This window comes from Agromyces sp. PvR057, assembly GCF_040547485.1.
GTDB lineage: Bacteria > Actinomycetota > Actinomycetes > Actinomycetales > Microbacteriaceae > Agromyces.
Window position 1 is genome coordinate 82,035 of sequence record NZ_JBEPPT010000005.1, and the last position, 23,526, is coordinate 105,560.

Below are 23,526 nucleotides of genomic sequence, written 5' to 3' on the forward strand. Positions count from 1 at the left end.
TGCTCCCGGCTCGGCGCGGCTGCGGGCCACGCGGGGTGATCGGATGTCGGGATGCCGACCCGCCTGTTCGCGCCGCCCGACGACCTGCGGCTGCCGCTCTCGTTGCCCGCGGCGGTGTCCGAGCCTGCTCCGCCCGGGTTCCCGTTCATCGCGGCGATCGCCCCGGTCATCGGCGCGGTGGTGCTGTGGCTGGTCACCGGGTCCGTGGTCTCGCTCGCGTTCGCCGTGCTCGGGCCGGTCCTCGCGATCGCGACGGTGCTCGACGGTCGCCGTCAGGCCCGACGCAGGGCCAAGCGGGAACGTGCCGAGCGCGAGGCCGCGTTCGCGCGGCTGCGAGCGGAGGTCGAGGCGCGGCATGGGCTCGAGGTCGAGGCCGCGTGGCAGCGGCATCCGTCCGCGGCCCGGATCGCGACCGGCGGTGATGCGCCCGACTGGCGATCGGCGGGCGTCGGCCCGATCGTCCTCGGCGCGGCGACGGTCGAGAGCACGCTCCGCGTCGAGGGTTCGCCGGCCGACGAGCAGGATCGCGACGCGCTCGATCACTCGCGTCGACTCGAACGGGCTCCCGTCGTGGTCGATCTCGCCGGAGGTGTCGGCTTCGCCGGCCCGGCTCCGCTCGTCCGTGCCGCCTCTCGGTCCGCCCTGTTGCACTGCGCACAGCTCACGCGGCCGGACGCGGTCGCCTTCGAGGTGCCCGACACTGCTCCGTGGCGGTGGGTGCGCGAGCTTCCGCACGCGGGCGCAGGGGTGGGCGAGGGGGCGACGGTCGTCCTCCGCGACCTGACGTCGCCGTCGGGCCGGATGCTCCCGCCCTCGCCCTCGGGCGGGTCCTCGCGATCGTGGGCCGCCCCGCAGCCGGGGGCCGTGCCGGACCTGGGCGACCCCGGTGACCGGAGTGTCGAGCACGGGGCCGAGCTCGCGATCGTCCTGGCGGACGAGCCCGAGCACCTCCCGCCCGGACTCGCGATCGTGGTGCACATCGTCGGACCGCGCACGGCGATGCTCCGACAGCGCGGCGCCGTGGTCGGCACGGCCCTCGTGCCCGACCTCCTGGGCATCGAGGAGGCGAGTGCATGGGCCGCCCTCGCGGTCTCGTTCGCCGAGCGCGCGGGACTCGGCATCCGCCAATCTGCGCTGCCCGAGGTCGTCGCCGTGCGCGACCTGCCCCCGACGAGCGGGCCCGAGCTGCGGCGGTCGACCCTGAGGGCGTCCGTCGGTGCAGTCGCCGGGGGAGTGCTCGACCTCGATCTCGTCGCCGACGGACCGCACGCGATCGTCGCGGGCACGACCGGCAGCGGCAAGAGCGAGTTCCTCCTCGCCTGGATCCTGCAGATGGCCGCCGCCCACCCGCCGGAGCGGGTCGCGTTCCTCCTCGTCGACTTCAAGGGCGGGTCGGCGTTCGAGCCGATCGCTGGTCTGCCGCACGTCGCGGGCATCGTCACCGACCTCGACGAGTCCGAGGCCGAGCGAGCGGTGCAGAGCCTCGCCGCCGAGCTCCGGCATCGCGAGCGGGTCCTCAGGCACGCGGGCGTTCGCGACGTCGCGCACCTGCCAGACGATGCGCCACTCGGTCGACTGGTCGTCGTGATCGACGAGTTCCAGGCGATGGTCCAGCGGTTCCGCGAGCTCGGCGCGGTGATCGCCGACATCGCCGCGCGCGGGCGTTCGCTGGGCGTGCACCTCGTGCTCGCGTCGCAGCGACCGAACGGCGTGCTCGGCGAGCAGGTCACCGCGAACGCCCCCATCCGCGTCTCGCTGCGCGTGATGCACCGTGCCGACAGCCTCGCCGTCGTCGGCACCGAGGCGGCCGCACGCATCGCCGCCGACCGGCCGGGGCGCGGGGTCATCGATCGGGGCGACGGCGTCGCGGTGCCGTTCCAGTCCGCCATGGTCGATGCGCAGGCCATCGACGAGGTGCGACACCGGTTCGCGGCATCGCCCGCCGTGCGGCGGCCCTGGCTCGACGCGCTGCCGGCACGGCTCACGCTCGCGGACCTCGATGCCGCCCGGCGTGCGGCGCCGGTCGCCGAGGTGGATCCCGTCGCAGCTCTGGGCGGCCCGACCGGCGCCGGGCCCTCCGTCGTGTTCGGGCTGCTCGACGAGCCCGACCTGCAGCGCCGGAGCCTCGCCACGTGGTCGCCGGCGACCGACGGGCACCTCCTGGTGCTCGGCGCTCCCGGCAGCGGCAGGTCGACGGCGCTGGCCGCGATCGAAGCCGAGGCGCTGGCCGGTTCCGGGCCGACCGCCGTGCTCCGCCTCGGACGCGGGCAGCCCGCGGACTGGCAGGTGCTGGTCGACCTGGTCGTCGCGGCCCGGGCCGGATCACTCGAACAGCGGCTGCTCGTGGTCGACGACCTCGATACGCGGTTCGCCTCGTGGCCCGAGGAGTACCGGCACGCCGCGACGGCCATGCTCGGCGAGCTCCTGCACGAGGGGCGCCGCCTCGGCCTCGCGGTCGCCGCCTCGGCGACGCTCGCCCATCGGCTCGGCGGCGGCTTGCGCGACCTCTTCGGCGCGGTGGTCCACCTGCGGCATCCGAGTCGGGCCGAGCTCGCGCACGCCGGGGGGCTCGGCGACCTCTGGCAGCGCGAGGCTCCGCCCGGGGCGGGCCAGTGGCGGGCGCGTCGGCTGCAAGTGGTCGATGCGCCGCTGCCGCCGACGCCGATCACCGTCGCCGCGCCGCCGGCCCCGCTCGATGCGGAGTTCACGGCCGTGGTCTCGGCGACGGCGCACCTCGACGCCGAGCGGCTTCGCGCGACCGGGCGCACGCCGGTCCGGCTCGTGCCGGGAGGCGAGCGTGAGGTGCTCGCCGAGCTCGGGCGCTCACCCGTGCTCGCCGTCGGCGATGCGGAGGCCTGGTCGGCGTCGTACGCGCTGGTCGCCCGTGCACGGGACGCCGCGACGATCGTCGTCCGCGGCGGCCTGCGCGAGTTCCGAGCGCTGGCGCCGGCCGCCGCCGGTCGTTCCGGGGCGGCCGCGCTGCCGCCGCTGCTCGATGACGGGGGCGGCGAGTGCTGGGTCGTCCACCCGGGAGAGACGGTCGTTCGTCGAGCATGGCCGACGACGGAAAACATCGCCTATCACGTCGTCGAGCACTGAATCCGCACGTTCTGTTCGCAGAAATTAACGATTCGGACATCGTTCCGTGAAATTCACCCCGCAGTGTGGCACTATCGACGCACCCATGGCAACGTCGCTGAACCCGAATGGAGCACCCGTGAACTCTCGGCCCCTTCCCCAGGATCCGATGATCCGTTCGCTGATCGCCCGCGCCCGCGCCTCGCAGATGAGCCGTCGCACGATGCTCGCCGGCGCCGGCGCCGGGGCATCCGCCCTCGCGCTCGCGGCGTGCTCGACCGGCGGCGCAGCCGCGAAGCCCACCCCGGCGGCGGACAAATCGGCGAACGACAAGACGCTCAACTGGGCGAACTGGGCCGCCTACATCGACGAAGACGACTCGGGCAACTACCCGACGCTCCAGGCGTTCGAGGAGCAGACCGGCATCAAGGTCAACTACGAGGTCGCCGTCGACGACAACAACACGTACTACGGCAAGGTGAAGGACCAGCTCGCGCTCGGCCAGGACATCGGCGCCGACACCGTGTGCCTCACCGACTGGATGGTCGCCCGGTGGATCCGGTTCGGCTACACCCAGGAGTTGAACCACGACAACATCCCGAACCTCGCCAACCTCAACCCCGCGCTCCAGGACCCCGACTTCGACAAGGGCCGCAAGTTCTCGCTGCCCTGGCAGGGCGGTTTCGCCGGCATCTGCTGGAACAAGGAGGCCTTCCCCGACGGCCTCGCCTCGGTCGACGACCTCTGGTCGTCCGAGCTCAAGGGCCGGGTCGGCGTGCTCTCCGAGATGCGCGACACGATGGGCCTGATCATGCTGCAGAACGGTGTCGACATCGCCGGCGACTGGGGCGACGAGGAGTACGACGCGGCCATCGACGTGCTCACCGAGCAGGTCGAGAGCGGCCAGGTCCGAAACATCAAGGGCAACGCCTACCTCGAAGACCTCAAGAGCGGCGACACCCTCGCGGCGATCTGCTGGTCGGGCGACATCACGGTCATCAACGCCGAGGCCGGCGACAAGTGGGAGTTCGCGATCCCCGACGCCGGCGGCACGCTCTGGAACGACAACTTCCTCGTGCCGATCGGCTCGACGCGCAAGACCAACGCCGAGACCCTCATGAACTACTACTACGAGCCCGAGGTCGCGGCCGAGGTGGCCGCCTGGGTGAACTACATCACGCCCGTCGTGGGCGCGAAGGAGGCGGCCGCGGCGATCGACCCCGAGCTCGCCGAGAACCAGCTCATCTTCCCCAACGAGGAGACGCTGTCCAAGGCCCACATCTTCCGGTCGCTCTCGGGCGCCGAGGAGCAGAAGTACCAGGCCCAGTTCCAGAGCATCCTGCTCGGCGCCTGAGGGAGATCCAGACCATGGCTGTGCGCGAATTCGCCGAGCGGGGCGCCGACCTCGAACTGGTCGGCATCCAGAAGCGGTTCCCCGGGTTCACCGCGATCCAGGACCTCGACCTCAAGATCCCGGCCGGATCCTTCTTCGCCCTCCTCGGGCCGTCGGGGTGCGGAAAGACCACCACGCTGCGTCTCGTCGCGGGGCTCGAGGAGCCCACCCAGGGCCGGATCCTCATCGGCGGCAAGGACGTGACCTCGACGAGGTCCCACGAGCGACCCGTCAACACCGTGTTCCAGAGCTACGCGCTGTTCCCGCACATGAGCATCATCGAGAACGTCGCGTTCGGGCTCAAGCGCCGTCGCATCGCCGACCCGGTGGGCAAGGCGCACGAGGCGCTCCGGCTGGTCGAGCTCGACCACCTCGCACAGCGTCGGCCGCAGCAGCTCTCGGGTGGCCAGCAGCAGCGCGTCGCGCTCGCCCGGGCGATCGTGAACCGTCCCGCCCTGCTCCTCCTCGACGAGCCGCTCGGCGCGCTCGACCTCAAGCTGCGCCGACAGATGCAGCTCGAGTTGAAGACGATCCAGGAGGAGGTCGGCCTCACCTTCCTGCATGTCACGCACGACCAGGAGGAGGCCATGACCATGGCCGACACCGTGGCCGTCATGAACAAGGGCGCCATCGAGCAGATGGGCGCTCCCGCAGAGCTGTACGACCTGCCGCGAACCGCGTTCGTCGCGAACTTCCTCGGCCAGTCGAACCTGTTCGCTGGTGAGGTCGCAGGTTCGACCGACACGGCCATCGCGGTCGATGCCGGTGGCACGCGACTCATCGTGCCCAAGGCGAGGGCGCACCGGCACAACGGGGCGATCACCGTGGGCGTCCGCCCCGAGAAGGTGAGCCTGCACACCGAGGCGCCCTCGCCGTCCCCCGAGCGCAACGTCGTCGGCCCGGGTCGGGTGCTCGACGTGTCGTTCTCGGGCGTGAGCACGCAGTACCTCGTCGACGTCCCCGGCCACGGCACACTCCTCGTCTTCGCCCAGAACACCGGCGCGGGGCCGAGCGTCGGCGTCGGCGCCGAGGTCTGGTCGAGCTGGCTCGTCGAGCACGGCTTCGGACTCGAGGACGCCGCGGTCGAGACCGAACGGTTCTCCTCCGACGACTCGACGACCTCGATCGCCGCGCAGCGTCGCGACGACCTCGTCGCCGAGCTCGGGGAGGGCTGAGCATGGCCTTCGCCGCGTTCACGACCGCGGAGGCCCAGCCCCAGGCACCACGCAAGTCGAGCCGCATCGCGCTCCTCCTCCTGCTGCCCGGCATCCTCTACCTGGTGCTGTTCTTCCTGACGCCGCTCGTCTCGCTGCTGCTGACCTCGCTGCAGGCGCCGCTCGAATACGGCGACATCGGCCAGTACCAGTACGCGTTCAACTGGCAGAACTACGTCGACGTCATGACCGCGTACTGGCCGCACATCGTGCGCTCGTTCGGGTACGCGCTCGCGGCGACGGTCTTCGCGCTGCTGTTCAGCTACCCGCTGGCGTACTTCATCGGGGTGACGGCCAGGCGGTGGCCGCTGCTGCAGAGCCTCATGCTCGTGCTGGTCATCGCCCCGTTCTTCATCAGCTTCCTGCTGCGCACGCTCGCATGGAAGCAGATCCTCTCCGACGAGTCGTTCGTGATCACCTCGCTCAAGGCGCTCTCGCTCCTCGGGCCCGACGCGCACTTCACGGGCACGCCGTTCGCGGTCATCTTCGGCCTGACGTACAACTTCATCCCGTTCATGACCTTGCCGCTGTACACGACGCTCGAGCGTCTCGACCTCCGGTACCTCGAGGCGGGCAGCGACCTGTACGCGAACCCGTTCACGGTGTTCCGCAAGATCACGATCCCGCTGTCGATGCCGGGCATCGTCGCGGGAACGCTGCTCACGTTCATCCCGGCGGCCGGTGACTACGTCAACGCCAGCCGGGACTTCCTCGGCGGTCCCGACACGCAGATGATGGGCAACGTGATCGAGGCGAACTTCCTCGTCCTGCTGAACTACCCGGCGGCAGCGGCCCTGTCGATCATCCTGATGGCCGCGATCCTCGTGCTCGTCGGCATCTACGTGAAGCGTTCCGGAACGGAGGACCTGCTGTGAGCGGAGAAGTCCAGGCGGCCGCCGTGCTCGGCGGGCTCGCCGAGAGCGAGCAGAGCGAGCTGGCCGGGCGGGGCCGACGGACCGGCGGGCCGGTGCGTCCGCGTCGCATCGGGCTCGGCTCCTGGCTGCTCCCGACCTACACGGTGCTCGCGTTCGTCTTCCTGCTGATCCCGATCGCCTACACGTTCGTGTTCTCGTTCAACGACTCGGTGAAGTCGAACATCGCCTGGCGCGGGTTCACCTTCGACAAGTGGCTGAACGTCTGCAACGTCGAGGGCGGCGCCGTGTGCGAGGCCTTCGCGAACAGCGTCATCATCGGCGTCGTCGCCACGATCATCGCCACGACGCTCGGCACCATGATCGCGATCGCGCTCGTGCGCTACCGGTTCCGGGCCCGCTCGGTCATCAGCCTGCTGCTGTTCCTGCCGATGGCAACGCCCGAGGTCGTGCTCGGCGCGGGCCTGGCTGCGCAGTTCCTCGCGGTCGGCGTGCCGAAGGACATGACGACGATCATCCTGGCGCACACGATGTTCTGCATCAGCTTCGTCGTCGTGACGGTGAAGGCGCGCGTCGCGAGCCTCGACCCGGCGCTCGAGGAGGCCGGCCGCGACCTCTACGGGTCGCCGGCCCAGGTGTTCTGGCGGGTCACGTTCCCGTTGCTGACGCCCGGCATCATCGCGGCCGCACTGCTGTCGTTCGCCCTGAGCTTCGACGACTTCATCATCACGAACTTCAACTCGGGCTCGGTCTCGACGTTCCCGAAGTACGTGTACATCTCGGCGTCGCGTGGCATCCCCGCCGAGGCCAACGTCATCGCCTCGGCGGTGTTCCTCTTCGCACTCGTTCTCGTGATCGGCGCACAGGTGTCCCGTGCGGCGCGCGCGAAACGGCTTGCGAAGCTCGGCTGACCTGAACCGAGCGAACCCAGCGGATGCCGCACCGGGAGGGTTCCGGTGCGGCATCCGTCGTCTCGGTGCGACGGGTGCGACGGGTGCGACGGGTGCGACGAGGTCGCGTCGACGGGTCAGATCGTGGCGCGGATCTCGCCGACGCGACGCTCGCCGCCCATGACCCAGAGGTCGAGCTCGGTGGCGACCCGGTCGATCTCGGAGTCGTCGATCGCGCCCGTGCTCGCGAGCAGGCGCAGCCCGATGATCGTCGAGGCGCGCGACGAGCCGTCGAGCACCTTCAGCGCGGTCGTCGTGCCGTCGGGTGCGGTCATGACCATGACGCCCTCGGCGCCGAACTTCGCGAAGACGCCGACACGCTCGATCGCGATCGTGTCCGGCTGTCCGGGACCGGCGATCGCCCACGGGTTCTCGCGCACGCCCTCGGTGAGCGCAGCGCCCTCGCGGAAGAGGGCGAACGGCGACGACGAGGACGCGGTCGTGATCTTCTGGATGCCGCGCGCGAGGCCCGTCAGGCTGATCGCGTGGACGGGGGCGCCGCAGCCGTCGACCGCGGTCGCCGTGGCGCGTTCGCCCGTGAGCCGCTCGAGCACGTCGAGGATCCGACGCTGCAGCGGGTGGGCCGGATCGAGGTAGCCCTCGAGCGGCCAGCCGTTCGCGACGCACGCGAGGAGCATGGCCGCGTGCTTGCCCGAGCAGGTCATGTAGACGCGTTCGCGCTGACCGCCGCTGCGCACCAGGTCTTCGTACGCCGTGCGATCGCCGGGTGCGGCCGGCGGGCAGCCGAGCGCGGACTCGGGCAGCGAGGCGCGGGCGAGCAGTCCGCGGACGAGCGCGACGTGCGCGGCGGTGCCCGAGTGGCTCGCGGTGGCGATGGCCGCGTCCTCGCCGCGGAGCGTCACGCCAGAGGACATGACGGCGACGGCGATGAACGGCTTCAGGGCCGATCTGGGGAGGACGGGCGTCGCCACGTCTCCGAGGGAGCGCAGGAGCTCGCCCTCGGGGGAGAGCACGACGGCGGAACCGGCGTGCCTGGACTCGGTGAAACCATTGCGTTCGACCACGGCGAGTTCGACGGCGTCTGCTGCGGAGAAGGTGCCGGTCATCCGAGTGCCGCGAGGCCGTCGTCGAGCACCTGGAGGGCATCGTCGATGAGGGCGTCGGTCACGGCGAGACTCGGGAGGAACCTGAGCACGTTGCCGTACGTTCCGGCATTCAGCAGGAGCACGCCGTGCTGCGCGGCGAACGCGACGAGCGCGTTCACGGCCTCGGGGTTGGGTGTCTTCGTGGTGCGCCCCGTGCCCGGTTGCACGAGCTCGATCGCGATCATCGCGCCGATGCCGCGGATGTCGCCGATCACGTCGTAGCGTCCGGCGAGCCGCTCGAGGCCCGCCCTGAGGGTCGCCTCGATGCGTGCGGCCTCGCCGAGCAGGTCGTGCTGCTCGATCGACTCGAAGACCGCGACCGCCGCGGCGCAGGCCACGGGGTTGCCGCCGAACGTTCCGCCGAGGCCGCCTGCGTGCGCGGCATCCATGATCTCGGCGCGGCCCGTGACGCCCGCGAGCGGGAGGCCGCCCGCGATGCCCTTCGCCGAGAGCACGAGGTCGGGGACCCAGCCGAAGTGCTCGCTCGCGAAGTAGGTGCCGGTGCGGGCCATGCCCGACTGGATCTCATCGGCGATCATGACGACGCCGTGCTCGGTGCACCACGTCTGCAGGATCGTCAGGTAGCCCTCGGCCGGCACGATGAAGCCGCCCTCGCCCTGCACGGGTTCGACGACGAGGCAGGCGAGGTCGCTCGCGCCGACGACCTTCTCGAGGTAGGCGATGGTCCGCGCCGCGGCCTCGGCGCCCGAGAGCCCGTCGCGGTAGGGGTAGGAGTTCGGGGCGTGGTAGACGTCGCCCGCGAACGGGCCGAATCCGGTCGCGTAGGGGTGGGCCTTGTAGTTCATCGCCATCGTGAGGTTGGTGCGACCGTGGTACGCGTGGTCGAGCACGGCGACGGCACGGCGGCCGGTGTGCTTGCGGGCGATCTTGACGCCGTTCTCGACGGCCTCGGCTCCGGAGTTCACGAGCACCGTGCGCTTGGCGTGCGCGCCGGGCGTGTGCTCGGCGAGCAGCTCGGCGACGCGCACGTACTCCTCGTAGGGCGTGATCGTGAAGAGCGTGTGGATCACGTCCTGCAGCTGCGAGGCCGCGGCGCGCACGACGTTCTCCTCGGTGTGGCCGATGGTGGTCACGCCGATGCCGGCGCCGAAGTCGATGAACTGGTTGCCGTCGACGTCGACGAGCACGGCGCCGTTGGCGCGTTCGATGTACACCGGCAGTGCCGACGAGACACCGGCGGAGACGACCGCGGCACGTCGCGCGTGCAGTGCCTGTGACTTGGGGCCGGGGATCGCCGTCACGATGCGGCGCTCCTGCGGCACCGTGTAGACGGGGGCGGCCGAGGTCTCTGCGGGTGTCTGGGTGTCAGTCATGATGCCTTCCAGACTAGCGCCGAGGGATGACGGTCGAAGGGGGCACCGGTGGGTCCATCGGCCGCGGACGGCCCTGCCGCACCGTCGGCGCGTTCGGCTACCGTTGACCCGATCGCGCCGTCGGCGCGTCGAGAGGGGGCATCGTGCGGCTCGGCGAACACGCGTACGCGATCGAGGTCGAATGGACGGGCGCCCGCGAGGCCGGGACGACCGGCTACCGCGCGTACGGGCGCGATCACGTCGTGCGCGCCGCCGGCAAGGCCCACGAGCTCGCGGGCTCGAGCGATCGGGTGTTCCACGGCGACGCCGAGCGATGGAATCCGGAGGAGCTCCTGCTCGCGGCGCTCAGCCAGTGCCACATGCTCTCGTACCTCCACGTCGCGACCATGCACGGCGTGGTCGTCACGGGCTATACGGATGCCGCGACCGGCGTCATGGTCGAGGACGGCCGGGGCGGCGGCTCGTTCCGCGAGGCGACGCTGCATCCGCGCGTGACGGTGGCGGATGCCGCGATGCTGGCGCTCGCCGACGAGATCCACGCCGAGGCGGCGGCGAAGTGCTTCATCGCGGCATCCGTCGCGTTTCCGGTGCACCACGAGCCGATCGCGGTCGTCGGGCGCTGAGCCTCGCTCGGCCGGCCGTCGGGCGCCGCGGTGCTGCGCGGCAGGGCCTCAGGGGCGGACGGCAACCGCGGGGAGCGTCGGCTCGGTCGCGCACGGGTGCCCGCCGACGAGTCGGGTGCACGCCGGGAAGAACGCGGGATACCGCTCGAGCGTCGGGTCGCCGAACCAGCGGTTCCAGAGCCGCCAGAAGTTGAGGTTGCCGTACGCGCCGCAGGTGTCGCCGCCCTCGGGATCGGCGAGGGTCGCGGGATTCGGCTGGTACGGCGTGTAGTTGTAGAGGTTCGCCGTGGCCTGGTTGCGGATGCGCACGGTGCTCGCCCCGCACGCCGCGTCGGGGTGGTATCCGATCGACGTCTCGCCGATCTTGTACCGGCGCTCGGGGTTCTCGGTGTACTGCCGGAACTGCCAGGCGGCGTTGTAGACCTGGTTGAAGAAGCCGAAGTACTTCTGGTCGCAGTCGGCGGTGTCGGGGCATGCGTATCCGGTCGCCCGCTCGTAGCCCGAGAGGGTCGGACGGGTCAGCAGCGACTGCTCCTTCTGCAGGAGCACGAGCAGTGCCTTCGGGCTGATGCCGCAGGCGACCGCCGTCTTCGCGATGATGCGGCTCGCGGGCTCGTCGACGCCTCCTCGGTACTCGGCGCAGTGCGCGCCGCCGACCGCCGGCTGGGTGGTGGTCGTCTGCATGAAGTCGGCGAGGCACGGGACGCCCTCGTCTGCGCGGCACGAGACGTCCTCGAGGAACTGCTGGATCTGCCGTTCGCTCATGGCCGCGCTGTCGTAGAACGCGTCGTCGCTGACGATGAGCGCGGGATCGAACTCGGTCGTCGGCGGTTCGGGCAGCGTGCGGTCCACTCGCACCGGCGCGGTGTCGGCGGGGGCGCACGACGCCAGCAGCAGGATCGTCGCGACCGCAGCGGTGAGGCGCGCGAGTCGACCGAGGGAGCTCATCGGCACGACCCTACCGGTGAGTCCGTCGACGGTGCTGGGAATCGACCGGAAACACGGGGGCCTGACGGCAGACGATCAGCGACGCTCGCGGGGGATGACGCGGTCGGCGAGCTTCGCCAGCGTGCCCTCCGGCGGCTTCTCGTTGTAGACCCCGGCGAGCTCCTGCTCCGAAAGGGCGTGGATGCCCGCCATGATCTCGTCGGTCGCCGCGCGACGGGCCCGCCCGGAGGTCGCCGGCCCGTGGTGCGAGACGTCGATCGGCTCGCCGAATCGAACGGTCACGGGTCGCACCCGCGGCAGCTTCGCGCCGACGGGCTGGATCTCCTGGGTTCCGACGAGGCCGACGGGCACCACGACGGCGCCGGTCTGCAGGGCGAGCCATGCCACGCCCGTGCGTCCGCGGTAGAGGCGGCCGTCGAGGGAACGCGTGCCCTCGGGGTAGATGGCGAACGCGTTGTCGTGTTCGAGGATGCCTCGGCCGGCGTCGAGTGCGGCCTGCGCGTCGGCACCGGCACCGCGTTCGACGCCGACGGCGCCGATCGCCGTGAAGAACGTGCGTGAGACCCAGCCGCGGAAGCCGGTGCCGGTGAAGTAGTCGTTCTTGGCGAGGAACTGCACGGGTCGGGGGGAGGCGAGCGGGATCACGACGCTGTCGATGAACGAGAGGTGGTTGCTCGCGAGGATGACGCGCCCCGTGGCGGGCACATGCTCGGTGCCCGTGATCTTCGGGCGGTAGACGGCCAGCGCCAGCGGCCGCAGGATTCCGCGGATGATGCGGTACGCCGGCCCCTGCCGAACGGGTTCGGCGTCTTCGGGGCTCTCGACTGCGTCGTGCTCTGTCACCCTCCGACCCTAGGCGGCCCGTCATTCCGCGGGGGGTATATGGGCACGCGCGTCCCGTGCGGGAGGATGGAGTCGTGGATGTCACGGCCGAAGGCGGGCTCATCGAGCTCGGGGACGCGGGCGCGCGCGCCCTGGTGCACGCCGGTGCCCGGCGGCAGCCCGGCGTCGACCTGGTGCTGCGGGGCCTGATCGCGCACGCCTCGTCCGTTCCCGCCGACGACGTGGAGCTCGTGCACGCCTGCTCGGAGTGCGGCGCCCGTCACGGCCGGGTCACGGTCGTCTACCCGCTCACGGCGTCGGGGGGGCCCTGGTTCGCGGATGTCGCGATCGACGGCGACACGATCGTCGCCGCGGCCGGCACGAGGCATCCGCTCGGGGTCGCGGTCGAACCCGCCGCGATCGACACCGGCGAGCTCATCGACGAGGCCGCGTTCCACCCCTCCGAGCGCGAGGCGCTCCGCTCGCTCGGCGACGAGCAGGGCGCCCTCGTGCGGGCGATGCTGTGGGCGCGCAAGACCGCGCTGCTGCGGGCACTCGGCCACACCGACTTCATCGAGCCGTCGCGGCTCGCCCTGTCGATCCCCGGCGCCGACGGCGGGCTCGGGCGCATCGAGCGGAGCGTTCCCGAGTTCGGGTCGTTCTGGAGGGGCGTCGTGTTCCACGACCTGCCGGTGCCGGGGCCGCGAGTGGCCTCCGTCGCGGTCATCGGCTGACCCGCGCGCACGCGCACGGGGCGGCCCCTCGGCCTACAGTGGTCACGTGCGCTCAGTCATCATCCTCGGCTCGACCGGTTCGATCGGCACCCAGGCCCTCGACGTGATCCGCGCGAATCCGCGCCGCTTCGAGGTCGTCGGCCTCGCAGTCGGCTCGAACCGCGCGGCGCTCGCGGCACAGGCGGCCGAGTTCGGCGTCGAGGACACCGCCGTGGGCATCGACGAGGCGGTGCAGCTGGTGCGGGATGTCGATGCCGACGTCGTGTTGAACGGCATCACGGGGTCGGTGGGCCTCGGTCCGACCCTCGCGACGCTCGAACGCGGCACGACCCTCGCCCTCGCGAACAAGGAGTCCCTCATCGTCGGCGGCGACCTCGTGACGAGGATCGCGGCGCCCGGGCAGATCGTGCCCGTCGACTCCGAGCACTCGGCGATCGCGCAGGCGCTGCGCTCGGGCACCGAAGACGAGGTCCGTCGGCTCGTGCTGACCGCCTCGGGCGGGCCGTTCCGCGGGCGCCGCCGTGAGGAGCTCGTCGACGTGACGCCGGCGCAGGCACTCGCGCACCCCACATGGGACATGGGACTCGTCGTCACCACGAACTCGGCGACGCTCGTGAACAAGGGCCTCGAGGTCATCGAGGCGCACCTGCTGTTCGACGTGCCCTACGACCGCATCGACGTGACCGTGCACCCGCAGTCGATCGTGCACTCGATGGTCGAGTTCGTCGACGGGTCGACGATCGCGCAGGCCTCGCCGCCCGACATGCGCCTGCCCATCTCGCTCGGCCTCGACTGGCCGAACCGCGTCGCCGCGGTCGGCCGCCCGCTCGACTGGACCGTCGCGTCGTCGTGGACCTTCGAGCCGCTCGACCAGGATGCATTCCCCGCGATCAGGCTGGCCAAGCAGGTGGGTCGCGCGGGCGGCGACTACCCGGCCGTCTTCAACGCGGCCAACGAGGAGGCCGTCGCCGCGTTCCACGCCGGTCGCATCGGGTTCCTCGACATCGTCGACACCGTGCAGGCCGTCGTCGAGGCGCACGAACCGCCCGAGCGCGTGCTCACCCTGGGGTCGCTCGCGGAGTCGGAGCGGGCCGCGCGCGCCGCCGCGAACGCGCGCATCGCGCGGGCCTGAGTCGCGGCATCCGGCCCCTGGCGGGGCCATAGCCCCCTCACAGCGGAGCGTCAGGCGACATCGAGCCTCTGGCAGTACGCTCATCGGATGGATTCCGTGCTGCCGTTCATCCTCGGCGTGGTCGTCATCGTCCTCGGCCTCGCCGTCTCGATCGCGCTGCACGAGATCGGGCACCTCGTTCCGGCCAAGCTCTTCAAGGTCAAGGTCACCCAGTACATGATCGGCTTCGGGCCGACCGTCTGGTCCCGCCGCCGCGGCGAGACCGAGTACGGCGTCAAGGCGATCCCGCTCGGCGGGTACATCTCGATGATCGGCATGTTCCCGCCGGCCAAGGGCGGCCAGGTGCACGCCGACTCCACGGGATTCTTCAAGGGCCTCGCGCAGGATGCGCGCGACGCGAGCCAGGAGTCGATCACGCCGGGCGACGAGCAGCGCGCGTTCTACCTGCTTCCCGTGTGGAAGCGCATCATCATCATGTTCGGCGGCCCGTTCATGAACCTCGTGCTCGCGGTGCTCCTCTTCGGCGTGCTGCTCATGGGCTTCGGCGTTCCGCAGTCGACGACGACCGTCGCCTCGGTCAACGAGTGCGTGCTGCCCGCGACGAGCGAGCGGCAGACCTGCGAGGCCGGCGACCCGTCGGCGCCCGGCGCCGAGGCCGGCCTCCAGCCCGGCGACGTCATCGTGTCGATCGAGGGCGAGCCGATCACGTCGTGGGAGCAGTCGACCGCGATCATCCGCTCGCACCCGGGCGACCCGCTCTCCGTCGTCATCTCGCGCGACGGCGCCGAGCAGACCCTCACGGTGACGCCCGCGCTCAGCGAGCGCTACGTGACCGACGCGAACGGGCAGGTCGTCGAGGACGAGACCGGCGCCCCGGTCACCACCGACGTCGGATTCGTCGGCATCGGCCCCACCTCCGCACGCGTGCAGCAGCCGGTGACCGTCGTGCTGCCGACCGTCGGCGAGAACATCGCGGGCGTCGCCGGCATCGTCGTGAACCTGCCGCAGCGCATGGTCGACGTGGCCAACGCCGCGTTCGGCCCAGAGGATCGCGACCCGAACGGGCCGATCAGCGTCGTCGGCGTCGGCCGCGTCGCCGGCGAGGTCGCCGCGACCGACCAGCTGGCGGTGACCGACAAGGTCGCCGGGCTCATCGGCATCCTCGGGTCGCTGAACATCGCCCTCTTCGTGTTCAACCTGATCCCGCTGCTGCCGCTCGACGGCGGGCACATCGCCGGTGCGCTCTGGGAGGCGATCCGCCGCGGGTTCGCGAAGCTGTTCCGCCGCCCCGACCCGGGCCCCGTCGACATGGCCAAGCTCATGCCCGTGACGCTCGCGGTCGTCGTCGTGCTCGGTGCGATGAGCGCGCTGCTCATCTACGCCGACCTCGTGAAGCCGGTGCAGCTGTTCTGATCGTCATGCCGCGCACCGACTCCGCCGCCACGGCCTCCGCCGCGTGCTCCCGCTGCTCCCGCTCCTCCCGGGGGAGTAGGCGATGAGCCTCCGGGCGGACGATTCCGGCGCGGCATCCGATCGATACGATCAGGGAATGCCCGTTCCGCCGTGGGATCCCCGCCCGGGTGCCGACGGGCGGCCCGAATGGGCGGGCCCGCACGGCTGGGCCGGCCCGCCGCGCTGGGGCGCCGACCCCGGCCGCGACCCCCGCGAGGCGCGGTTCCGCCCGTCGTCGACGTTCCGCCTGCTCGCGCCCGTCGTGCTGAGCCTCCTCGTGCAGGTTCCGGCCGCGATCGGCATCGCGATCGGCACCCACGCCGCATGGGGCATGGGGCTCCTGCAGGTGCTGCTGGCCGCCGCCGGTCCGCTGATGCTGCTCGCCGTGCGCCGCCTTCCCGGCCTCACGGTCGCCGCGGTCACGGCCGCGGCGCTCGCCGACCTCCTGCTCGCCCCCGTCGTCGGCCCGCCGTACCTCGCCCTCGCGTTCGCGATCGTGATCTCCGTCGCGCGCGGCGCCGTCGTGTGGGCCGTCTCGGCGGTCGTCACGGGCTGGATCGCCGCGGTCGTGCTCGTGTCCGCATGGGGCGAGCCGTGGCATCCGGTGCGCGTCGCCTTCACGACCCTCGCGCTCGCCGCCTGCTTCGGCATCGGCGCCGTCGTCAGGGGACGCGACGAGCGCATGCGCCGCTACCGCGCCGAGGCGATGCAGCGACGCCAGACCGCCGAGGAGCGCGAGCGCGTGCGCATCGCCCGCGAACTGCACGACGTGATCGGGCACGCGCTCTCGCAGATCAACGTGCAGGCCAGCGTCGGCCTGCACCTCATGGACCGCGACGCCGACCAGGCCCGCACCGCGCTCGCGAACATCAAGGACACGTCGAAGACCGCGCTCGAGGAGGTGCGCAGCGTGCTCGGCGCGATCCGCACCGACGCCGATGCGCCGTTGTCGCCGCAGGCCGAGCTCGCCGAACTGCCGCGGCTGCTCGCCGGCGTCACGACCGCCGAGTTCGAGGCGACCCTCGTCGACCGCCTCGACGGCGACGCTCCCGGACGGGCCGTGCAGTTCGCGGCGTACCGCATCGTGCAGGAGGCGCTCACGAACATCGTCAGGCACGCCGAGGCGGCCCACGCGGAGGTCACGCTCGAGCGCGTCGGCGACGTGCTGCGCGTCACCGTCGACGACGACGGCAGCGGCCTGCCTGCGGCATCCGGTGAGGGCAGCGGGATCCTCGGCATGCGCGAACGCGCCGCACTCCTCGGCGGGTCGGTGCAGGTGCTGCCCGTGCCGGCGCCCGAGGGTGCGGTGACGGCCACCTCCGGCACTCGCGTCGAGGCGCGGCTGCCGTGGAGGGCGACGGCGTGATCCGCGTCGCGCTGGCCGACGACCAGGTGCTCGTGCGCGCGGGCTTCCGCGCGCTGCTCGCGGCCGAGGACGGCATCGAAGTAGTCGGCGAGGCCTCGACGGGAGCCGAGCTCCTCGAGCTCGTGCGGCGGAACCCGGTCGACGTCGTGCTCATGGACATCCGCATGCCCGACGGCGACGGCCTCTGGGCGACCGAGCAGATCGCCGCCGATCCCGCCCTGGCGGGCGTGCACGTCGTGATCGTGACGACCTTCGAGCTCGACGAGTACGTGGCTCGCGCGGTGCGCGCCGGCGCGAGCGGATTCCTCGTCAAGGACACCGAGCCCGTCGACCTGATCCGTGCCGTGCGCGTCGTCGCGACCGGCGAGGCGCTGCTCTCGCCCGGCGTCACGAAGCGCCTCCTCGAACGCATGGCGACGGGCCTCCGCGACGCGCCCGACGCCGAACGGCTCGCGGGGCTCACCGACCGCGAGCGCGAGGTGCTGCGCCTCGTCGGCCTCGGCCTCACGAACGACGAGATCGCCGCCGAGCTCGTGCTCTCGCCGCTCACAGCCAAGACGCACGTCTCGCGCATCATGTCGAAGCTCCACGCCCGCGACCGGGTGCACCTCGTGGTCGTCGCGTACGAGTCCGGGCTCGTCGCGCCGGGCTGGCGCTAGCGGCGGCCCTCGCTCCGAGCCGGTCGTGCTCCCGCGGGAGCATCCGAAGTGCCTCCCGTGGGCGGATCCGCCCGCGGCGTGCGGTGACGAGACTCGGATCGACGGCCTGACCAGCAGGCCACGATCAAGGGATCACACCATGCTCACCACCCTCGCCACCGCAACCGTGGTCGCCCACGCCGGACCCTGGGCGGCCGGCTTCGGCTGGGTCTTCTTCCTCATCCCGTTGTTCTGGCTGCTCGTGGTCGGACTCATCATCTTCGGCGTGAGCCGCGGCCGGCGTCGCTACTGGGCCCAGGGCGCGGCCGAGGGCTACGGACCGCCGTGGACCCGTGGCGCGAGCGCCGAGCAGACCCTCGGCCAGCGCTTCGCGAACGGCGACATCGACGAGGTCGAATACCGCGCCCGCCTCGAGGTGCTGCGCTCGAACCGGCCGACCGCCTGACCGGGCCAGACCCGGCTGCCCGCTGAGCGGCCGCAGACGAGGGGCGGATGCCGCGGCATCCGCCTCTCGTCGCATGCGCCGGTCAGTCGCCGAGCGCCCGATCGAGGGCGGCGGCCTGGTGGCGATGGCCGACCGTCTCGTAGCCGATGACGACGACGACCGGGGCGAACGCGGTGATGAGGATGCCGGTCGGCAGGCTGGCTCCGGAGGCGACGGCGATGACCGCCCCGGCGAGCACCGCGGCGCTCGCGAGGAAGAGCGCGATGTGGAAGGGATCGAACCCGCCGATGAGCAGCGCGTAGAGCACGAACAGTGCGGTGAGGAAGACCGCGACCGGGATCACGATCGTCAGGAGCGCCTCGACCGTGCCGATGTGCGCCTCGCCGGCGATGACGTTCGCCGCGACGTGCAGGCCGGCGCCGGTCGCGGCGAGCGACCCGAAGACGATGATGTGACCGTACCCCCAGACGTACGACCGGTTTCGGAACACGGAGAGCAGCGTGCCGGAGGGCATCGTGAAGTAGCTCCACCACAGGCCGAACACGAGCAGGGTTCCGCCGAACGCGACGCCCGCCGCCTCGATCGACCAGCTCTGCTCCTCGACCACCGCCGAGATCGCGAGGATCGTGCCGAGCACGACCTCGCCGAGCGTGATGATGACGAGCAGTCCGTAGCGTTCGGCGATGTGATGCGGATGCCACGGCGTCGTGCCTCCGCGCCGCTCCGCGAGCGGCGGCACGATCACCTCGAGGATCCCGAAGAGCAACATGAGCCAGAGCGCCATCGTGAAGGGCGGATTCACGAAGATGAGCACGACCCATCCGACCTGGATGATGCCGAGCGAGATCGCGTACCCGATCGCCGTGCGCCGGGCCGTCGGGTCGTCGCGCGCGATGCGCAGCCACAGGGCGATCGTGGACACGCGGATCACCACGTAGCCGGCGATGAGCACCGAGTTGTCGACGTGGTGGCCCTCGTCGATCGAGGTGAAGAACTCGGGCAGGCCGAGCGCCAGCACGAGCACGCCGAGCATCTGCACCATCGTCGCGATGCGCACGAAGACGCCGTCGTTGTCATAGGCCGAGGCGAGCCACGAGTAGTTGATCCACGCCCAGCAGATCGCGAACACCGCGAAGCCGAACGCGAGCGCCGCGGGCACGAAGTGGCCGAGTTCGAGCAGGTGCGCGGCCTGGCTGCCGGCCTGGCTGAACGCGACCACGAAGGTGAGGTCGTAGAGCAGCTCGAGCGGGGTCGCCGTGCGATGCATCTCACCGGGGTCGCGGCCCACCATGCGACGCAGTCGGTGGTGCAGCGGCGGCTGGGCGGTCTGGCTCATGGCGTTATCGTGGCACGATTCGCGCCGACGACGAGCGGATGCCGCGGCATCCGACCTGCGCGAGAACCCCGTCGCCGCGGCATCCGCCCGTCGAGGAGCCGCGTCAGCGGGAGAGCAGCAGCGCCTCGCCCTGGCCGCCGCCGCCGCAGAGGGCGACGGCCGCGCGGCCGCCCCCGCGACGGGAGAGTTCGAGCGCGGCGTGCAGCGCGAGCCTGGCGCCGGACGCGCCGATGGGGTGGCCGAGCGCGATCGCGCCGCCGTGCACGTTGACCCGCTCGGCGGCGAGGTCGAGGTCGCGCATCGACTGCAGCGAGACCGCGGCGAACGCCTCGTTGATCTCGACGAGGTCGAGGTCGGATGCCGCGAGCCCCTGCTTCTCGAGGGCCGCGGCGATCGCGTTCGAGGGCTGCGAGTGCAGGGAGTTGTCGGGGCCGGCGACCTGGCCGGATGCGCCCACGAGCGCGAGCCAGGGGAGTCCGCGGGACTCCGCCCAGTCGCGGCTCGCGACGACGACCGCGGCGGCGCCGTCGGAGATCGGCGAGGAGTTGCCGGCCGTGATCGTGCCGCCCTCGGCGAAGGCCGGACGGAGGCGACCGAGCACCTCGGCCGTCGAATCGGGACGGACGCCCTCGTCGGCGGACACGACGATCGGGTCGCCCTTGCGCTGCGGCACCTCGACGGGCACGATCTCGTCGTCGAAGAGACCGGCGGCGGCGGCGGCTCCGGCGCGCACGTGCGAGGCCGCGGCGATCTCGTCCTGCTCGCCGCGGGTGAGGCCGATGCGGCCGTTCACGCGTTCGGTCGACGCACCCATCGACTCCTGGTCGAAGGCGTCGGTGAGGCCGTCGTGGGCCGCGTGGTCGAGCATCTCGACGCTGCCGTACGCCCAGCCCTTGCGGGAGCCGGGCAGCACGAGGGGCGCCTGCGTCATCGACTCCTGGCCGCCGGCGACGACGACGGATGCCTCGCCCAGGCGGATCAGCCGGGCGGCATCCGCGATCGCGACGAGGCCCGAGAGGCACACCTTGTTGATCGTGATCGCCGGCACCCGCCACGGGATGCCGGCCGCGACGGCCGTCTGCTTGGCGGGGTTCTGCCCGGCGCCGGCCTGCAGCACCTGGCCCAGGATCACCTGGTCGACGTCGTCGGGGGAGACGCCGGCCTTCGCGAGCGCACCACGGACCGCGACCGCGCCGAGCTCGACGGCGGAGCGGGTGCCGAGGTTGCCGCTCATGCGGCCGAACGGCGTGCGGGCTCCGGCGATGATGACGACATCGGTGGTGGGCATCGGGGACTCCTTCGTCGGGGGTTGGCTGTGCGCTGCTTCCATCCTACGATTCGGTTAGGGAGCATTCACCGGATTCACGAAGTCCGGTGCGAGGCATCCGTCATTCCCAGTCGACGAGGAGGTCGCACATGGCACTCGACAAGGTCGTGCAGAGCGCATCGGCGGCGGTCGCCGACATCGGTTCGGGGGCGAGCATTGCCGTCGGCGGATTCGGGCTGTGCGGCATCCCGATGGTGCTGATCGATGCGCTCCTCGCGAGCGGCGTCGACGAGCTCAGCGTCGTGAGCAACAACTGCGGGGTCGACGACTGGGGCCTCGGGGTGCTGCTCGCCGCCCGTCGCATCCGCAAGATGACCTCGTCGTACGTGGGCGAGAACAAGGAGTTCGAACGGCAGTACCTCTCGGGCGAACTCGAGCTGGAGCTCACGCCGCAGGGCACGCTCGCCGAGAAGCTCCGCGCAGGCGGCAGCGGCATCGCCGCGTTCTTCACCCAGACCGGCGTCGGCACGCAGGTCGCCGAGGGAGGCCTGCCCCGACGGTACGGCACCGACGGCGCGATCGCCGTGGCCAGCCCCGCGAAGCCCGTGCAGTCCTTCACGTTCGCCGGGCGCGAGCGCGACTTCGTGCTCGAGGAGGCCATCACGACCGACTTCGCGCTCGTGCACGCGTTGCGCGGCGATCGTCACGGCAACCTCGTGTTCGACAAGTCGGCCCGCAACTTCTCACCGCTCGCGGCCATGGCCGGGCGGGTGTGCATCGCCCAGGTCGAGCACCTCGTCGAGCCCGGAGACCTCGATCCGGATGCCGTGCACCTGCCCGGCGTCTTCGTCGACCGGGTCGTCGTGGTCGGGCCCGACATCGAGAAGCGCATCGAACGCCGCACCGTGCGAGAGGAGGCCTGAGATGGCGCTGACCAGGCTCGAGATGGCCGCGCGCGCGGCACGCGAACTCGCCGACGGCTCCTACGTGAACCTCGGCATCGGGCTGCCGACGCTCGTGCCGAACTTCGTGCCCGACGGCGTGACCGTCGTGCTGCAGTCCGAGAACGGGATCCTCGGCGTCGGGCCGTACCCGCGCGAGGCCGACGTCGATCCCGACCTCATCAACGCGGGCAAGGAGACCGTGACCGTGCTGCCCGGCGCCGCGTACTTCGACTCGGCGACGAGCTTCGGCATGATCCGGGGCGGCAAGATCGATGCCGCGATCCTCGGCGCCATGCAGGTCTCCGCCACCGGCGACCTCGCGAACTGGATGATCCCCGGCAAGATGGTGAAGGGCCCGGGCGGCGCGATGGACCTCGTGCACGGTGCACGTCGCGTGATCGTGCTCATGGAGCACGTCGCGAAGGACGGCTCGCCGAAGATCGTGCACGAGTGCGCGCTGCCGCTCACCGGGCGCGGCGTCGTCGACCGCATCATCACCGACCTCGCGGTCATCGACGTGACGGCCGAGGGCCTGCGCCTCGTCGAGTGCGCGCCTGGGGTGAGCGTCGACGAGGTGATCGCGGCGACCGAGCCGCCGCTGATCACCTGAGCGCGGGCTGGGCGTTGCCGAGGCATCCGGTGCATCGAGGCGTCGTGTGCCGAGCCGGAACTAGACTGAGTACGTGCCTGCAGTCAATCTCGGAATGCCGAAGATCCCCGAAGTCCTGGCCCCGCGACGCAAGTCCCGTCAGATCAAGGTGGGCAAGGTGCTCGTCGGCGGCGACGCCCAGGTGTCCGTGCAGTCGATGACCACGACGCCGACCACGAACATCAACGCGACCCTGCAGCAGATCGCCGAGCTCACCGCGTCCGGCTGCGACATCGTGCGCGTCGCCGTGCCGAGCCGCGACGACGCCGAGGCCCTGCCGATCATCGCGAAGAAGAGCCAGATCCCGGTCATCGCCGACATCCACTTCCAGCCGAACTACGTCTATGCGGCCATCGATGCGGGGTGCGCAGCGGTGCGCGTGAACCCCGGCAACATCCGCAAGTTCGACGATCAGATCGCCGAGATCGCGAAGCGCGCGAAGGCGGCGGATGTCTCGCTCCGCATCGGCGTGAACGCCGGGTCGCTCGACCCTCGCCTGCTGCAGAAGTACGGCAAGGCGACGCCCGAGGCGCTCGTCGAGTCGGCCGTCTGGGAGGCGAGCCTCTTCGAGGAGCACGACTTCCACGACTTCAAGATCTCGGTCAAGCACAACGACCCCATCGTCATGGTCAAGGCCTACCGCCTGCTCGCGGAGCGCGGCGACTGGCCCCTGCACCTCGGCGTCACCGAGGCGGGCCCCGAGTTCCAGGGCACCATCAAGTCGGCGACGGCGTTCGGCATCCTCCTCGGCGAGGGCATCGGCGACACCATCAGGGTCTCGCTGTCGGCTCCTCCGGCGCAGGAGGTCAAGGTCGGCCTGCAGATCCTGCAGTCGCTCAACCTGCGCGAGCGCAAGCTCGAGATCGTCTCGTGCCCCTCGTGCGGTCGCGCGCAGGTCGACGTCTACAAGCTCGCGAACGACGTGACCGACGGACTCGAGGGCATGACCGTGCCGCTCCGCGTCGCCGTCATGGGCTGCGTCGTCAACGGCCCGGGCGAGGCGCGCGAGGCCGACCTCGGCGTGGCATCCGGCAACGGCAAGGGGCAGATCTTCGTCAAGGGCGAGGTCATCAAGACCGTGCCCGAGTCCGAGATCGTCGCGACGCTCATCGAAGAGGCGAACCGCATCGCCGACGAGATGGGTGCGGATGCCCCGGTCGGCAGCCCGCAGGTCCTGACCCCGTAGGTCGGAACCTCAGGAG

Annotated in this window: 21 protein-coding genes; 15 read left to right on the top strand and 6 right to left on the bottom strand. The window is 71.4% G+C overall.

Features of this window, described 5'->3' with window-relative positions; all coding sequences use genetic code 11:
- Positions 1 to 51: 51 nt before the first annotated feature.
- The 5 genes from ABIC29_RS16435 (at position 52) to ABIC29_RS16455 (ending at position 7,468) form a co-directional block, all read left to right on the top strand.
- Positions 52 to 3,099: an FtsK/SpoIIIE domain-containing protein gene (locus ABIC29_RS16435; RefSeq protein WP_354247142.1), complete on the top strand. Its 3,048-nt coding sequence runs from the start codon at positions 52 to 54 to the stop codon at positions 3,097 to 3,099.
- Positions 3,100 to 3,247: 148 nt separating this feature from the next.
- Positions 3,248 to 4,432 carry an ABC transporter substrate-binding protein gene (locus tag ABIC29_RS16440; protein ID WP_354247492.1) on the top strand — a complete coding sequence of 395 codons (1,185 nt, stop codon included), beginning with the start codon at positions 3,248 to 3,250 and terminating at the stop codon, positions 4,430 to 4,432.
- Positions 4,433 to 4,446: 14 nt separating this feature from the next.
- A complete protein-coding gene (locus tag ABIC29_RS16445) occupies positions 4,447 to 5,646 on the top strand; it encodes an ABC transporter ATP-binding protein (protein WP_354247145.1) in 1,200 nt (399 codons plus the stop codon).
- 2 nt (positions 5,647 to 5,648) lie between these two features.
- Positions 5,649 to 6,560, top strand: coding sequence for an ABC transporter permease (locus ABIC29_RS16450; RefSeq protein WP_116083020.1), 912 nt, complete (start codon positions 5,649 to 5,651; stop codon positions 6,558 to 6,560).
- 107 nt (positions 6,561 to 6,667) lie between these two features.
- Positions 6,668 to 7,468, top strand: coding sequence for an ABC transporter permease (locus ABIC29_RS16455; RefSeq protein ID WP_354247495.1), 801 nt, complete (start codon positions 6,668 to 6,670; stop codon positions 7,466 to 7,468).
- 116 nt (positions 7,469 to 7,584) lie between these two features.
- On the opposite strand, the gene ABIC29_RS16460 is transcribed toward ABIC29_RS16455, so the two are convergent.
- Entirely contained in the window at positions 7,585 to 8,574 is a 990-nt protein-coding gene (locus tag ABIC29_RS16460; RefSeq protein WP_116083018.1) for an asparaginase, read from the bottom strand.
- Positions 8,571 to 9,947: a 4-aminobutyrate--2-oxoglutarate transaminase gene (gene gabT / locus ABIC29_RS16465; protein ID WP_116083015.1), complete on the bottom strand. Its 1,377-nt coding sequence runs from the start codon at positions 9,945 to 9,947 to the stop codon at positions 8,571 to 8,573. Before gabT ends, ABIC29_RS16460 begins: the two co-directional genes overlap by 4 nt.
- 143 nt (positions 9,948 to 10,090) lie before the next feature.
- Here gabT and ABIC29_RS16470 point away from each other — a divergent pair, with 143 nt between their 5' ends.
- Complete coding sequence (locus ABIC29_RS16470; RefSeq protein ID WP_116083013.1) at positions 10,091 to 10,570, top strand: OsmC family protein; 480 nt, start codon at positions 10,091 to 10,093, stop codon at positions 10,568 to 10,570.
- Between the two features lie 48 nt (positions 10,571 to 10,618).
- Here the strand turns inward: ABIC29_RS16470 and ABIC29_RS16475 are convergent, their stop codons facing one another.
- Both ABIC29_RS16475 and ABIC29_RS16480 read right to left on the bottom strand, forming a co-directional pair.
- Positions 10,619 to 11,518 (bottom strand): hypothetical protein, encoded by a 900-nt coding sequence (locus ABIC29_RS16475; RefSeq protein ID WP_354247150.1) that lies wholly within the window; start codon positions 11,516 to 11,518, stop codon positions 10,619 to 10,621.
- Between the two features lie 75 nt (positions 11,519 to 11,593).
- A complete protein-coding gene (locus ABIC29_RS16480; protein WP_116083008.1) occupies positions 11,594 to 12,361 on the bottom strand; it encodes a lysophospholipid acyltransferase family protein in 768 nt (255 codons plus the stop codon).
- A gap of 74 nt (positions 12,362 to 12,435) precedes the next feature.
- On the opposite strand from ABIC29_RS16480, the gene ABIC29_RS16485 reads away from it, so the two are divergent.
- From ABIC29_RS16485 to ABIC29_RS16510, 6 genes are all read left to right on the top strand, one after another.
- Positions 12,436 to 13,074 carry a 4'-phosphopantetheinyl transferase family protein gene (locus tag ABIC29_RS16485; RefSeq protein ID WP_116083005.1) on the top strand — a complete coding sequence of 213 codons (639 nt, stop codon included), beginning with the start codon at positions 12,436 to 12,438 and terminating at the stop codon, positions 13,072 to 13,074.
- Positions 13,075 to 13,120: 46 nt separating this feature from the next.
- Positions 13,121 to 14,206: a 1-deoxy-D-xylulose-5-phosphate reductoisomerase gene (gene dxr / locus ABIC29_RS16490; protein ID WP_116083002.1), complete on the top strand. Its 1,086-nt coding sequence runs from the start codon at positions 13,121 to 13,123 to the stop codon at positions 14,204 to 14,206.
- A gap of 87 nt (positions 14,207 to 14,293) precedes the next feature.
- On the top strand, positions 14,294 to 15,619 hold the full coding sequence (locus ABIC29_RS16495) for a M50 family metallopeptidase (protein ID WP_354247155.1): 1,326 nt from the start codon (positions 14,294 to 14,296) through the stop codon (positions 15,617 to 15,619).
- A gap of 136 nt (positions 15,620 to 15,755) precedes the next feature.
- Positions 15,756 to 17,024 carry a sensor histidine kinase gene (locus ABIC29_RS16500; RefSeq protein ID WP_354247158.1) on the top strand — a complete coding sequence of 423 codons (1,269 nt, stop codon included), beginning with the start codon at positions 15,756 to 15,758 and terminating at the stop codon, positions 17,022 to 17,024.
- Complete coding sequence (locus ABIC29_RS16505; RefSeq protein WP_354247497.1) at positions 17,021 to 17,683, top strand: response regulator; 663 nt, start codon at positions 17,021 to 17,023, stop codon at positions 17,681 to 17,683. Before ABIC29_RS16500 ends, ABIC29_RS16505 begins: the two co-directional genes overlap by 4 nt.
- A gap of 139 nt (positions 17,684 to 17,822) precedes the next feature.
- Positions 17,823 to 18,128 (top strand): SHOCT domain-containing protein, encoded by a 306-nt coding sequence (locus tag ABIC29_RS16510; protein ID WP_116082997.1) that lies wholly within the window; start codon positions 17,823 to 17,825, stop codon positions 18,126 to 18,128.
- A gap of 82 nt (positions 18,129 to 18,210) precedes the next feature.
- Here ABIC29_RS16510 and ABIC29_RS16515 read toward each other — a convergent pair whose 3' ends face one another.
- Both ABIC29_RS16515 and ABIC29_RS16520 read right to left on the bottom strand, forming a co-directional pair.
- Positions 18,211 to 19,464, bottom strand: coding sequence for a low temperature requirement protein A (locus ABIC29_RS16515; RefSeq protein WP_354247162.1), 1,254 nt, complete (start codon positions 19,462 to 19,464; stop codon positions 18,211 to 18,213).
- Between the two features lie 103 nt (positions 19,465 to 19,567).
- Positions 19,568 to 20,752, bottom strand: coding sequence for an acetyl-CoA C-acetyltransferase (locus ABIC29_RS16520; protein WP_116082992.1), 1,185 nt, complete (start codon positions 20,750 to 20,752; stop codon positions 19,568 to 19,570).
- Between the two features lie 128 nt (positions 20,753 to 20,880).
- On the opposite strand from ABIC29_RS16520, the gene ABIC29_RS16525 reads away from it, so the two are divergent.
- The 3 genes from ABIC29_RS16525 (at position 20,881) to ispG (ending at position 23,510) form a co-directional block, all read left to right on the top strand.
- Positions 20,881 to 21,654: a CoA transferase subunit A gene (locus ABIC29_RS16525; protein WP_116082990.1), complete on the top strand. Its 774-nt coding sequence runs from the start codon at positions 20,881 to 20,883 to the stop codon at positions 21,652 to 21,654.
- A 1-nt stretch (position 21,655) separates the two neighbouring features.
- Complete coding sequence (locus ABIC29_RS16530) at positions 21,656 to 22,285, top strand: CoA transferase subunit B (RefSeq protein ID WP_354247166.1); 630 nt, start codon at positions 21,656 to 21,658, stop codon at positions 22,283 to 22,285.
- Positions 22,286 to 22,379: 94 nt separating this feature from the next.
- On the top strand, positions 22,380 to 23,510 hold the full coding sequence (gene ispG / locus ABIC29_RS16535) for a flavodoxin-dependent (E)-4-hydroxy-3-methylbut-2-enyl-diphosphate synthase (RefSeq protein WP_116082988.1): 1,131 nt from the start codon (positions 22,380 to 22,382) through the stop codon (positions 23,508 to 23,510).
- Positions 23,511 to 23,526 lie beyond the last annotated feature (16 nt).